This window comes from Arthrobacter sp. efr-133-R2A-120 (assembly GCF_030209835.1).
Lineage (GTDB): Bacteria > Actinomycetota > Actinomycetes > Actinomycetales > Micrococcaceae > Arthrobacter.
In genome coordinates, this window is the sequence record NZ_JARVRF010000002.1 from 61,267 (window position 1) to 74,102 (window position 12,836).

The 12,836-nt window shown below is 63.9% G+C and carries 13 protein-coding genes; 10 read left to right on the top strand and 3 right to left on the bottom strand.

Going from position 1 to position 12,836, the window contains the following annotated elements; genetic code table 11:
- Position 1 precedes the first annotated feature (1 nt).
- Genes QRN52_RS01145 through pknB form a run of 5 tightly spaced genes read left to right on the top strand, consistent with a single transcriptional unit; the run spans position 2 to position 8,323 of the window.
- Positions 2-1,729, top strand: a complete 1,728-nt coding sequence (locus QRN52_RS01145) for a PP2C family protein-serine/threonine phosphatase (protein ID WP_284750975.1) — start codon at positions 2-4, stop codon at positions 1,727-1,729.
- Positions 1,726-3,093, top strand: a complete 1,368-nt coding sequence (locus QRN52_RS01150; protein ID WP_284750976.1) for an FtsW/RodA/SpoVE family cell cycle protein — start codon at positions 1,726-1,728, stop codon at positions 3,091-3,093. Before QRN52_RS01145 ends, QRN52_RS01150 begins: the two co-directional genes overlap by 4 nt.
- Positions 3,090-4,547, top strand: coding sequence for a penicillin-binding transpeptidase domain-containing protein (locus QRN52_RS01155; RefSeq protein ID WP_284750977.1), 1,458 nt, complete (start codon positions 3,090-3,092; stop codon positions 4,545-4,547). The genes QRN52_RS01150 and QRN52_RS01155 overlap by 4 nt, the downstream gene beginning before the upstream one ends.
- Entirely contained in the window at positions 4,544-6,346 is a 1,803-nt protein-coding gene (locus QRN52_RS01160) for a protein kinase domain-containing protein (RefSeq protein WP_284750978.1), read from the top strand. The genes QRN52_RS01155 and QRN52_RS01160 overlap by 4 nt, the downstream gene beginning before the upstream one ends.
- Positions 6,347-6,352: 6 nt before the next feature.
- Positions 6,353-8,323 carry a Stk1 family PASTA domain-containing Ser/Thr kinase gene (gene pknB, locus QRN52_RS01165; protein ID WP_460455308.1) on the top strand — a complete coding sequence of 657 codons (1,971 nt, stop codon included), beginning with the start codon at positions 6,353-6,355 and terminating at the stop codon, positions 8,321-8,323.
- Here the strand turns inward: pknB and QRN52_RS01170 are convergent.
- The 3 genes from QRN52_RS01170 to QRN52_RS01180 are packed head-to-tail and all read right to left on the bottom strand — an operon-like array spanning position 8,320 to position 9,992.
- Positions 8,320-8,961, bottom strand: coding sequence for an aminodeoxychorismate/anthranilate synthase component II (locus tag QRN52_RS01170; RefSeq protein WP_284750980.1), 642 nt, complete (start codon positions 8,959-8,961; stop codon positions 8,320-8,322). The genes pknB and QRN52_RS01170 overlap by 4 nt on opposite strands.
- Positions 8,958-9,128 carry a hypothetical protein gene (locus QRN52_RS01175; protein WP_284750981.1) on the bottom strand — a complete coding sequence of 57 codons (171 nt, stop codon included), beginning with the start codon at positions 9,126-9,128 and terminating at the stop codon, positions 8,958-8,960. Before QRN52_RS01175 ends, QRN52_RS01170 begins: the two co-directional genes overlap by 4 nt.
- A 3-nt stretch (positions 9,129-9,131) precedes the next feature.
- Positions 9,132-9,992, bottom strand: a complete 861-nt coding sequence (locus QRN52_RS01180; protein ID WP_390281527.1) for a class E sortase — start codon at positions 9,990-9,992, stop codon at positions 9,132-9,134.
- Between the two features lie 179 nt (positions 9,993-10,171).
- Here QRN52_RS01180 and QRN52_RS01185 point away from each other — a divergent pair, with 179 nt between their 5' ends.
- Genes QRN52_RS01185 through QRN52_RS01205 form a run of 5 tightly spaced genes read left to right on the top strand, consistent with a single transcriptional unit; the run spans position 10,172 to position 12,790 of the window.
- The gene (locus QRN52_RS01185) at positions 10,172-10,423 is read left to right on the top strand and encodes a cell division protein CrgA (RefSeq protein WP_284750982.1); all 252 of its coding nucleotides are present in this window, start codon (positions 10,172-10,174) and stop codon (positions 10,421-10,423) included.
- A 42-nt stretch (positions 10,424-10,465) separates the two neighbouring features.
- The gene (locus tag QRN52_RS01190) at positions 10,466-10,975 is read left to right on the top strand and encodes a methylated-DNA--[protein]-cysteine S-methyltransferase (protein WP_284750983.1); all 510 of its coding nucleotides are present in this window, start codon (positions 10,466-10,468) and stop codon (positions 10,973-10,975) included.
- Positions 10,975-11,481 carry an RNA polymerase sigma factor gene (locus QRN52_RS01195; protein ID WP_284750984.1) on the top strand — a complete coding sequence of 169 codons (507 nt, stop codon included), beginning with the start codon at positions 10,975-10,977 and terminating at the stop codon, positions 11,479-11,481. The genes QRN52_RS01190 and QRN52_RS01195 overlap by 1 nt, the downstream gene beginning before the upstream one ends.
- On the top strand, positions 11,478-12,098 hold the full coding sequence (locus QRN52_RS01200; RefSeq protein ID WP_284750985.1) for a methylated-DNA--[protein]-cysteine S-methyltransferase: 621 nt from the start codon (positions 11,478-11,480) through the stop codon (positions 12,096-12,098). Before QRN52_RS01195 ends, QRN52_RS01200 begins: the two co-directional genes overlap by 4 nt.
- Positions 12,095-12,790 (top strand): alpha-ketoglutarate-dependent dioxygenase AlkB family protein, encoded by a 696-nt coding sequence (locus QRN52_RS01205; RefSeq protein ID WP_284750986.1) that lies wholly within the window; start codon positions 12,095-12,097, stop codon positions 12,788-12,790. The genes QRN52_RS01200 and QRN52_RS01205 overlap by 4 nt, the downstream gene beginning before the upstream one ends.
- Positions 12,791-12,836: the final 46 nt, after the last annotated feature.

Sequence of the window (12,836 nt, forward strand, 5' to 3'; positions counted from 1 at the left end):
CATGGCTTCCCCCCAAGCCTCCGAGGGCAAGTCACTGCCTCCGGAACTTCCCCTGATCATGCGCTACGCGGCGCGATCCGACGTCGGTCGTGTCCGCTCGAAGAACGACGACTCCGCGTATGCCGGCCGGCATCTTGCCGTTGTCGCTGACGGCATGGGCGGGCATGCGGGCGGGGACGTCGCCTCGGCCTCCACTGTGCTGGACATGATCCACCTCGATCACGATTCCTACCCGGACGGCGCGGAAACAGTCCTGGCAGATGAAATCCAGACCGCCAATTCCCTCCTCTCCGAGCTTGTCCATGTGGACCCGAAGCTCGCAGGCATGGGTACCACCGTCACCGCCCTGCTGCTCGAAGGCAGGCGGCTGCACTTCGCGCACATCGGTGATTCCCGCGCCTACCGCCTGCGCAATGGCAAATTCGAGCAAATCAGCGTGGACCACACTTTCGTCCAGAGGCTGATCGACGAAGGCCGGCTGCGCCCCGAGGAAGCCGAAACCCACCCGCACAAGAACGTCCTCATGCGCGTTCTGGGCGACGTGGACGCCAGCCCCGAACTGGACCTGGACGAGCTCGACGTCGAACCGGGCGAACGCTGGCTCCTTTGCTCCGATGGCCTGAACTACGTCCAAGGGGCCGTCGTGGAGCAAGTGGTCCGCGAAACCAAGGACCTCGCCGAATGCGCCGAGCTCCTCGTTGAGCTCACGCTCGCCAACGGTGCCCCGGATAACGTCACCGTGGTCCTGTTGGAAATCGTGGAAGAGACCGGCGACCTCAGCACGGCCGCCGTCGACGTCGTCCAGTCCGCGCCGACACCCCCGAAAGCGGCCGACGCGGGAAAGGCCGCACCGAGCACGGACGAGCACAGCAGCGATGCGAAAGCCCCGGCCAAGGAATCCGGGGCCAACAGCCCCGCCGCCGGTCGGGTCACGCCACCGGAAACAACGTCCGACGCCGGGCCTTCCGCCGCAGGAGTAAAGCCCACCGCCGCGGCGGAGCCTGGAGCGACAGGTCCCGCAAAGCCCGCCGGGACAACTGAGCCTCCGACGGCGACAGACCCACACTTGGGCGAACACCTGTCGGCGGAGATCCTCCGCGAAGAGCTTGCAAGCCGTCCGCACGAACTGGTCGGTGCTGCCGCAACCGCGGCGGAAACGGGCTCGATCCCCACCGTCGCCGGACGCAGCGTTGCACGCCGGGCAGCCACCGTGCTGACCCACAAGGCTGAACAGGACCGCCAGGATCCACAGCCGCTCGTCGCCCCGAAGCGGCGCTGGTTGACGCCGGCTATCGCCGCGGTCCTGGCCATTTTTGTGATCGCCGGACTGTGGCTCGGGTATGCGTGGACGCAGACACGATACTACGTCGGTGAATTCAACCAGCACGTCGCGATTTTCAACGGCATCTCACAGAGCCTTGGCCCTTTCCAGCTCTCGAAAGTGGAGGCCACGACGAACATCCGCATGGACTCTTTGCCTGAATTCACACAACAAGTCGTTCGCCAGACCGTACCGGCGCGGGATCTCGCCGATGCCCAGCAGATTGTGAAAAACCTGCAGGAGAAGGGCACCACCGGGCTGCCGGTCAATTGCCCTACAGGCACAGCAAAGCCGACGGCAAGTCCCACCCACGCGGCAAGCCCCACGCCGGCAAGCCCAAGTCCTTCGAACCCTCCAACATCGTCACCCACGTCCACGCCTGTCCCTACGTGCGCGGTGTCCCCATGATTCTGGCCATAACCACACCCAAGCCGCGCCGCAATGTCGAGCTCGTCCTGCTGATCCTTGCCCTCGCTGTGGGAATCGGCGCCAGCGCCATGGTCGGGCTCAATAGCGCGGCCGCTTTCGACAGTGATTTCTGGTTCCAATCGAGTCTCTTGATCGTGGCCTCATTCGCTTTCCACATGATCCTCAGGTTCCGCGCAAAATATGCCGATCCGATCATGCTTCCGATCGTTGTTGCCCTCAACGGCTTGGGACTGGCCCTGATCCACCGCATGGACCAGCCAGGCGAGGACACAGGCAACAACCAGTTGCGCTGGACGCTCCTTGCCATGGCCGTGTCAATCGCTGTGGTCTGGTTCGTGAAGGACCACCGACTCCTCCGCCGCTTCACCTTTATCTCGCTCGCGGCCAGCGCAGTCCTCCTTGTATTGCCACTCGTTCCCGGCATCTCCGCCGGGGAAGTGCTGGGCGCCAGCGTCTGGATCCGGCTCGGCCCCATGACTTTCCAGCCAGGCGAAATCGCGAAGATCACCCTGGCTATATTCTTCGCAGGTTATCTTTCCTCCAACCGGGACCTCATCCTGCTTGCAGGCCGCAAAATCGGCCCCATGCAATTGCCGCGCTTCAAGGATCTTGGCCCCATGATCACGGCTTGGCTCGTGAGTATCGGCATCCTCGTCTTCCAACGGGACCTCGGCACCTCCATCCTCTTCTTCGGCTTGTTCATCGTCATCATCTACGTGGCGACGAGCCGAATCAGCTGGGTGGTCATCGGCGTCGCGCTGATCCTCGGTGGCGGATTCCTGGCGTCCAGGTTCTTCTCGCACGTCGCGTTCCGCCTGGACAGCTGGTGGAACGCGTTCACCCCGGAAGTCTTCGACAGGTCCCCGGGCGGCAGCGGACAGATCGTCCAAGGCCTCTTCGGCATGGCCGATGGCGGACTTGTGGGCACGGGGCTCGGACAAGGCAGGCCGGATCTGGTGCCTTTTGCCAACAGCGACATGATCGTAGCCCTCATCGGTGAGGAGCTGGGACTGATTGGTCTCTTTGCCGTCGTGATGCTCTACATGCTGCTCTTCACCCGGGGGTTCCGCGCAGCTCTTGGCGCCCGGGACGCGTTCGGCAAGCTCTTGGCTTGCGGCTTGTCCTTTGCCATCGCGTTGCAGTGCTTCGTGGTGATCGGCGGCGTCACCCGGTTGATCCCGTTGACGGGGCTCACTACTCCCTTCCTCGCAGCGGGCGGTTCCTCTTTGCTTGCCAACTGGATCATCGTGGGTTTGCTGCTGATGATTTCGAACACCGCGCGCGGCCCGGTGGACACTACGCCCGTTACCCATGCCCCCACCGAGGCGGTGCAGACCTCATGAACCATTCCATACGCAATGCCTGGATGGCAGCCGTTGCCATGTTCGCCCTACTTTTTGGCGCAATCAGCTATGTCCAGGTCATCGGCGCGGGCGACCTCAATGACAATCCGTGGAACCAGCGCGCCGTCCTGGCGAACTACTGCAACGACCGGGGTGCGATCATCGTGGGCGGCAAGCCAATCGCCGAGTCCATTGCCGGGGACGAGACCTGCAAGTACCAGCGCAGTTATGCCCAGCCGGAGCTCTACGCAGGGATCACGGGCTACTTCTCCAGGACCTATGGGTCCACCGGGCTTGAGCAGCAGCTCCGGGATGAGCTGGCCGGAAGCTCAGACCAACTCTTCCTGGACCGTGTGAGCCAGATTTTCCTCGGCAGCCAGCCGAAGGGGGCTTCGGTGGAATTGACCCTCGATCCCGCGATCCAGAAGCTCGCCTACGACCTCATCCCTGATGGTCAGCGTGGCTCGATCGTCGTCACCAACCCTAAGACGGGCGCCATCATCGCCATGGTTTCCAAGCCGTCCTATGACCCCAACTTGATCGCAACGCACGATCCCGCCAAGGAAAAGGCCAGTTACGACCAAATCAACCAAGTCCCCGGGATCGACCTCAACCAGTCGGTGAGCGGACCCACCGGTGAGCTGCTGGCCCCCGGTTCCGTGTTCAAGCTCGTCGACACCGCGGCTGCATTGAGCTCCGGAAAGTACAACAAGGACAGCGTTTTGCCGAACCCGAGCAGCCTGCCCTTGCCCGGTTCGAGCGCATCGCTGCCCAACTACGCCGGCGGGAACTGCTCAACCCGCAACACGGCCGATTTCGCTTTCGCCTTGGAGCAATCATGCAACACGCCCTTCGCCAGCATCGCCTTGGACCTGGGCCAGAAAGCCATCGCGGACCAGGCCGGAAAGTTCGGCTTCGGACAGGATTTTGGGGACCAGCTCAAGCTTCAGACCGGGATCAGTATCTTCCCCAAGAATCTGGACCAGGCAGCGCTCGCCCAGTCCGCCGTCGGCCAGCGTGATGTCAAGGCCACTCCGCTGCAGATCGCGATGATGACCGCCGCTATCGCCAATAATGGCGTCCAGATGAAGCCGAACCTCATCAAGACTGTGCGGGCACCTGACCTCCGTGTGATCAGCGAGCCCAAGCCCGAGGCGCTGCGCACTTCCACGACGCCTGATATCGCCAGCCAGATCACACAGTGGATGACCGACGTCGTATCCCAGGGAATTGCGAGCGGTGCCGCGGTACCGGGAGTCCAGGTGGCCGGCAAGACCGGTACGGCGCAACTCGGCGATTCAGGCTTGAACAACTCATGGTTTACCGGGTTTGCCCCGGCCAACGACCCGCAGGTAGCCGTCACCATTGTCATGGAAGGTGTTGATGTGTCTACCGGCGCAAAGCTAACCAGTCCGAACGCGAAGAAGATTTTTGAGGCGGTGTTGAACAAGTGAGGCCTACGTCAGGAATCACCCTCGGCGGCAGGTTCCAGCTGACCAGTCGCATTGCAATTGGCGGCATGGGAGAGGTCTGGAGGGCAAAGGACCAGATCCTTGGCCGGATCGTCGCCATCAAGGTACTCAAAGAGGAATATACGGGTGATCCCGGGTTCCTCCAACGGTTCCGCGCCGAGGCCCGTCACACCGCGTTGCTCAATCACGTGGGGATCGCCAACGTCTTCGACTATGGAGAGGAAGACGGCTCCGCCTACCTCGTCATGGAATTGGTGCCAGGTCAGCCGCTGAGCAGCATCCTGGAACATGAGCAGGTACTTTCGCCGGACCGCACCCTGTCCATCATTTCCCAGACCGCCCGGGCACTGGCTCCCGCGCATGCCCAGGGCCTGGTGCACCGGGACATCAAACCGGGAAACCTCCTGATCACGCCGGACTTCCGCGTCAAGGTCACCGACTTCGGTATCGCCCGCTTGGCAGACCAAGTTCCACTCACGCAGACCGGGCAGGTCATGGGTACTGCCCAATACCTGGCTCCTGAGCAAGCCACGGGGCAAACGGCCACGGGCGCCTCGGACATATATTCCCTCGGGGTTATCGGTTATGAGTGCCTCACGGGGCATCGTCCGTTCTCCGGTGAATCCCAGATCGCCATTGCGCTGGCCCAGGTCAACGACGCTCCGCCCCCGCTGCCTGAAAGCCTGCCCACTCCAGTACGCGCCCTGCTGATGTCCATGCTCGCCAAGGATCCGAAGAACCGTCCCGCGGATGCCATCAAGCTGGCCGAAGCCGCAGAAGCGATCCGCGCGGGCGATATTTCCACGGCGCACGCCGCCGTACCGGGAATGTTGCTCTTCGAGTCCGCCACGGGCCCCATCACTGCTCCTACCGACATCGCCACCGCACCCACCGGGATCGTAGCCTCGCCGTACGGCAGGGAAGCGCGTTCGACGTCGACGTCGGCGCTCCCGGTGATCGGCGCCGCGGCAGCGGGAGCCGCAGCCGTAGGGGCTGCAGCCGAAGGCGGAAACGCTCTTGCCCGCGCCAATGCCTTGGCTGCCGAGCGCAGTTTGGATCAGGCCGACGCGCACAACCAGTACATCCATGAGGAAGAGGAGTACCAGGAGGAGCCGCCGCGGAAGAAACGCAGCCCGTGGACATGGCCGCTCATCGCACTCATCGTGCTCGTGCTGCTTGCCTTTGTGGGTGCGATCCTGACCCAGTCCGGGCTGTTCTCGCCGAGCAATCCAGCACCGGCCACTACAAGCGCGCCGGTCCAGAGTTCCAGCGCACCGCCAACCTCGGCAAGCCCGAGCCCCACGGAGACATCAGCCACTCCGACACCCACCACGACCACCGCCGAGGCCATCAACCTGATACCGGAGCAGTACAAGGGACAGCCGTACGACAAGGTGCGCTCGGACCTCAATGCACTCGGCCTCGTTGTCAGCGGTGTCCAGGTCTTTGATCCGTCCACGCCCGGCACCGTCATCGATATCAATCCTTCGGGTCCCGTGGCCAAGGGATCAACCATCACGGTCAGCTATTCCAAGGGACCGCAGATGGTTACTGTGCCGACCATCGGCCAGGGCGCCGCCGAATCACAGGTGCAGGCCGCCATCGAAGGCGCCGGCCTGCGCTGGGTCACTGGAGCCCCCGTTGATGGAGCGACCGGCCAAGCGCCGGGAACTTTCGTCAGTTCCGATCCCGCGGCCGGGCAGAAAGTACCTTCGGGGTCCGTCGTGACCTATCACCTGTCAAAGTCGGCCCCGTCTTCGTCTGCTACACCCGGCAAATAGGACACCATGCCAACCGGTCGCTCCACACCTGCCCACAGAGAGGACAGCACTCCCATGACATCCCAGCGCGTCCTCAACGGGCGGTACGAACTCGGTGAATTGCTCGGCCGTGGCGGCATGGCCGATGTCTACAAGGGCACTGACACTGTGCTCGGACGAACCGTGGCAGTGAAGCTGCTCCGTGCCGATCTCGCCCGCGATCCGCAGTTCCATGCCCGTTTCAAGCGCGAGGCTCAGGCTGTGGCGGCCCTGAACCACTCCTCGATCGTAGCTATCTACGACACCGGCGAGTACACCGTGTCCGGCGGCCCGGGCGAGGACGTTCGGGTCCCTTACATCGTCATGGAATACGTGTCCGGCCGGACTCTCCGCGATCTGATCCGCGCCAAGGAACTGGACATCGATCAAGCCATCGAGTTCATCCTTGGCGTCCTGGCCGCGCTGGAGTACAGCCACAAGGCCGGGATCGTCCATCGCGATATCAAGCCGGCCAACGTCATGGTGACCGGGGAGTCAAACGACGTGAAGGTCATGGATTTCGGAATCGCCCGGGCGATGGCGGATTCCGCGGCAACCATGACCCAGACGCAGGCCGTGGTTGGCACTGCCCAGTACCTTTCACCCGAGCAGGCCCTCGGCGAGACTGTGGATGCCCGCAGCGATCTGTACTCTGCGGCGTGCTTACTGTTTGAAATGCTCACATCACGCCCTCCGTTCACGGGCGACAGTCCTGTCTCGGTGGCCTACCAGCACGTCCGCGAGGTCCCGGAGCCCGCCAGCACGTTCAATCCGGCCGTTTCGGAGGCACTGGACAGCGTCCTCGCCAAGGGCCTGCAGAAGAATCGCGCCGACCGTTTCCAGGATGCGGCTGCCTTCCGCCGCGCCTTGCGTGCGGCCAAGAACGGCGTGGCAGTCCCGGCCTTTGCCGCCGGAACTCCCACAGACGTCCAGGACGTCGTGCCGTCGACGCAGCAGATTCCCGAGGGTGGCTTGGCGCGCGGCCTGACAGGTGCCGAGTTCCTGGACAGCACCCTGACCGGGGGGTCGGGCAATGGCCATGACGCCGGCGACCAGGACACGATGCTGGCCCTGCAGGCCGGTGAACCGGAACCTGAACCGGACAACGACGGCGCCATGCCGCTTGGTTTCGCCCCTGAACGCGAGCGGACCGCCCGGCAGAAGTCCCGCCGTCGTGCGTGGACCGCGGTGGTGGTTATTTTAGTGCTGCTGGTCTTGGCCGGCGGTGGATTCTGGGTGTACAGCACGGTGAACCAGAAGCCGGCTCCGCCGGCGTTGATCGCGGTACCGGCGGTCGCCGGCATGAGCGAGGCCACGGCGTTGCAGACGCTGTACGGCGCCAATCTCAGCCCCGAGTCGCACCATGTCCCGGATGACAAGGTCCCGAAGGGGACGGTGATCAGCACCGACCCCGGCGTGGGGTCCCAAGTGGCGCCGAAATCGCAAGTCCTGCTGAACGTTTCAGATGGGCCAGTCTCGGTGACTGTCCCGGCAGGCTTGAACGGACTCACCGAAGCCGCGGCCCGCGACCTCCTGCGTCAGGCTGGCCTCGTGGGCGGGTCAAGTACCTTGGCCAATAGTGCCACGGTTCCCGCAGGCTCCGTCATCAGCACCAAGCCGGCTTCCGGGGCTGTAGTAGGCGTGGGCAGCACCGTTGACTTGGTGGTGTCCACAGGCAAGGTATCCGTGCCTCAACTCGTTGGTTTGAGTGTGGCCGATGCCGAAGCGCTCCTCAAAGCGAACGGCCTGGCCATGGCGGTCACCGAACAGGAGAATTCGCAGGTAGCTCCCGGAAAGGTGACGAGCCAGGGCGATGCTTTCAATTCCCTTGTGGAGCAGGGCAAGACCATCAGCGTGATTGTCGCTAAGGCTCCCGCCCCGTCCCCGAGTCCCACTCCGACGCCCACGCCGTCTCCTAGCGACACCCACGGCGGAGGCTTCGGCGGATTAGGCGGCTAGCGCTGGATCAAGGGGCTAAGGGTGGCCGCACGGGCGGCCGCCCCGGACATCCCCAGTGATTCAAGCCAGTTCCCGAGCATGAGGTAGCCACCTTCGGTGAGTACCGATTCCGGGTGGAACTGCACTCCGCACAGCGGCGCCGAACGGTGCTGCAGGCCCATGACAACCCCGCTGGCGGTTTCGGCGGTGATTTCCAGTACGTCGGGAATGCTTTCCCGGACGGCCGCCAGGGAGTGGTAGCGGGTGGCCGTCACCGGCGAGGGCAGCCCGGCGAAAACGCTCTTGCCTTCATGCTGCACAGGTGATGTCTTGCCGTGCATCAGCTCCGGGGCATGCGTGACGGTTCCGCCGTAGGCCTCGGCCAGCGCCTGGTGCCCCAGGCAGACCCCGAACATCGGCTTGTTGTTGTCTCCGCACCACTTGATCAGCTCAATGCAGACACCGGCTTCGGCAGGGGTGCCGGGACCGGGAGAGATCAGCACGCCGTCGCGCGCGTCCGCCAGCTCGATCGCTTCGGCGAGAGTGACGTCGTCGTTCCGGACCACTGTGGTTTCCGCACCGAGTTCCTGCAGGTAACCGACCAAGGTGTAGACGAAGCTGTCGTAGTTATCCACGACGAGGATTTTTGTTGTGCTCATGGCTGCTGTGCTGAACCAATCGTTGAGTCGGTGAGGGTAGTGAACTGTGACATCCAGGGGAAGAGGAACTGGACCATCAGGGCAAGCGCGCATGCGACGAGGGCCGCTGATGTCAGGATACGCACCCACAGGGGTCCCGGGAGGTGGCGGAAGATCCATCCGTACATGGCTTAGCCCTTTCCGGCCGTCTGGGCGACTTGCTTGGCGATCTCCTGTGGTGGCCCGGCGGATGCCGGTTGCCAGCTTTCCAGCAAGGAGTACGCGATGATGCGTTCTTGCGCACCAAAGCGCGGATTGCAGCTGGTCATGGTCAGGTAGCTTTCGGTGGGCGTCGCACCGGGCTGTGTGGGGACCGGAAGAAGGACGTCGGTTCGCGAGGGCAGCACGATCTGGTTGTTGCGGAAAACGTACGTGTAGTAACCGTCTTTGGTCTGCACGTAGATTTTGTCGCCCGGAACCAGGAGGTGGATGTTGTCCAGTACAGCGCCATGCGTCTGACGATGTCCGGCGACGGCAAAATTGCCCGGGGCTCCGGGCATGCTGGTGGTCCCGTAGTGGCCCAGGCCCAGCGTGTCCAGGATGTCGGAACCGGTTCCCTCGATGATGGGCCGCGAATAATCCGGGCCGAATCGCGGAATGTACATGATGCCGATCATGCCGCCGTGCTCGGGAGCCTGGGCAACCACGGGCTTGCCGTAGTTGGGCGGTCCAGCAGGGTTGGCAGGGGCAACAGGTGCCACAGGTCCCGCAAAACTCTTCGCGAATCCCTGGACGGCCTGGCTTTGCTTCGCGTCAGCTTCGACGTTGGTCCACCACAGCTCCCACGCCACAAAGAGCAACAGGATAAGTCCCGCGGTGAGGAGGAGTTCGCCTACGATCTGCACGACCTTACGCACAATGTCGCCCGTGCTTGGCCGGCCCTTGCGCCTCGCCGGGCGCGGCCTGTGCCCCCCGGGGCGGGGACCCTCCGAGCCGGTTCCCGTGCCGTCGTCCGGCATGGCAGCGGCTTGCTGCGTCTGCTGCTGCGCCACTGGATCTCCTCTTAACAGGCGCGGATGCCCGACGACGAGCAGTCTCCGAAATCCGGCTAGACTTGACTGCTAGTACGAACCCCGGAATTGCCGCGTGCGCGTTGACCGCTGGAATTTTCCTTCCTGCAGGATATCAAGCTAGCGCGTGGCCTTTTCATTCAGCCGGCCAAGGAGGATCCGTGCCCGAGTCCAAGCCCCGCAAGAGGGCCGCCCGCCCCACCGAGGCGGCCACCACGCAGCAGTACAAGCCGAACCCCGTCTGGTACAAGCCCGTCATGTTCGGTCTCATGATCATCGGCTTGCTGTGGATCATCACGTTCTACATCACCAGCGGCCAACTTCCCGTAGCCGCATGGGCGTCCTGGAACATCGTCGCAGGGTTCGGCATCGCGATCGTCGGCTTCCTGATGACCACGCGCTGGCGCTCCTAAGAGACGACCTCACATTTCGGCCGCCTGCAGCGTCTACAAGACATGACCACCAGGCACACCATTATTGAGTCCCCACTGGGCCAGCTCACGCTGACTGCCCGGGACGGGCTGCTGACCGGCATCTTCTTCGAGGGTCATTGGCATATGCCGCCTTCGGAATTCTTCGGTGAAGCCGTCCCCGCTGACGATCCCTTGTTCCAGCAAACTGCCGTTGAGCTCGGCGAATACCTGGCTGGCGAGCGGACCGTGTTCGACGTCCCTTTCAAGGCTTCAGGGAATCCGTTCCAGCAGCGGGTCTGGGCAAGACTGGAAGAAATTCCGTACGGGGAAACCGTCAGCTACGGAGAATTGGCCACCGAGCTGGGCGATCGCAACCTTTCCCAGGCCGTCGGCTCGGCGGTTGGCCGCAATCCGCTGAGTATCATCATCCCGTGCCATCGGGTTGTGGGGAGCGACGGGAAGCTCACCGGATACGCCGGCGGCCTCGACAACAAACGGTTCCTCCTGGAACTCGAGGAACCAGCGGCGGCGAAGGAAAGCAAGCTCTTCTAGTGGAGCCCAAGAAGCCGTTCGAGCTGGTCGTCCGGGAGCACGGGCCCATGGTCCTGCGAGTGTGCCGCGCGGTTCTCGGCGCCCACGACGCGGAAGACGGCTGGTCCGAGACTTTCCTCTCCGCACTGAAGGCCTACCCCGAACTGCCTCCAAACGCCAACGTCCAGGCGTGGCTCGTCACCATCGCGCACCGCAAATCCATCGACATCGTCCGCGCCAGGACCCGTCAGCCGGTTCCCGTGGATGAACTGCCCGTGCGACCGTCCGGACTCGGCATCCCCGGCGACGGTCACCGGGAGGTGCTCGACGCCGTCGGGCAGCTTCCGCCGAAGCAGCGCCAGGCGGTTGCGTACCACTACCTCGCCGGGCTCCCCTACAAGGACGTCGCCGGGCTTCTCGGCGGAACCCCCGACGCCGCGCGTCGCGCGGGAGCCGACGGAGTCAAGGCGCTGCGCACCATTCTCGTCGATAGCTCCATGAGCTACGTGAAAGAGGAAACCCCATGACCATCCATCACGACGAACCGGACGTCTCCGAGCTCCTCGCACCCCTCGATTCCGCCGAACCGGGCGCCATGCAACGGCTCCACGACCGCCTCGCAGCGGCAGCCGCGGAGCAGCACACCCTCGATATTGCCTACCGCACGGTGGATTCCCCGATCGGCAAACTGCTGCTCGCGGCCACGGAACGCGGCATGGTGCGCGTGGCGTTCGAAGTGGAAGACCACGACGCCGTATTGCAGCTGCTCGCGGAAAAGCTCAGTCCGCGGATCCTCTTCTCAGCGAGTCGCCTGGATCCCGCGGCCCGCGAGCTGGACGAATACTTTGCCGGAACCCGGCACCGCTTCGACCTGCCCCTGGATTTCAGCCTTTCGCGCGGCTTCCGCCTCAGCGTCCTGGAACATTTGCCGCAGATCGCCTACGGCCATACGGAGAGCTACGCGCAAGTGGCCTTGGCGGCCGGAAGCCCGCGGGCCGTGCGCGCCGTAGGCACTGCTTGCGCCACCAACCCGCTGCCAGTGATTGTTCCTTGCCACCGGGTGGTGAAGTCCGATGGATCGTTTGGCAACTACCTCGGCGGCACGGAAGCCAAGCGCGCCTTGTTGGCTCTTGAGGCAGCATGAGCCCGGGGTGGACGGAACCACTGTTTCCGCTTGAGTTACCGGACTTGCCCGACGCCGGTCCACGGGAGATCGCGCCCGGCGCGGTGCACGTTCCGGGCTGGCTGAGCCTCGAGCAGCAGCAGTGGATCGCGGCCCGTTTCGATGAGTGGACGCGGGGTCCCGTCCCCTTGCGTGCCGCCGTCCTCCCAGGCGGGCACCCGATGTCCGTCCGGACGGTCTGCCTCGGCTGGCACTGGCAGCCCTACAGATACACGCGCGAGGCCTTTGACGTCAACGGCCGGCGGGTCCTCGACTTTCCCGATTGGATGGTGCGTCTGGGCCGCAAAGCACTGTTCGAGGCCTACGGCGACGCCGCCGAAGCCACCGGCTACACGCCAGACACTGTGCTGGTGAATTTCTACGACGAGGCCGCCAAGATGGGGATGCACCAGGACAAGGACGAAAAGTCCCGGGCCCCCGTCGTCTCGATCAGCATCGGAGACAGTTGCGTCTTCCGCTTCGGGAACGTGGAGACGCGCACCAAGCCGTATACCGACGTCGAACTTTCCTCAGGAGACCTCTTCGTGTTCGGAGGGGCATCCCGTTTTGCGTACCACGGCGTCACCAAAGTGCTCCCCGGAACGGCTCCTGAAGGCTGCGGGCTGCCGAGGGGGCGGATCAATATCACCATGCGCGTCACTGGAATGTCGTAGGACCGGGGCACAATGTCAACAACAGCTTCTGCCCGGCTTCCTGTGG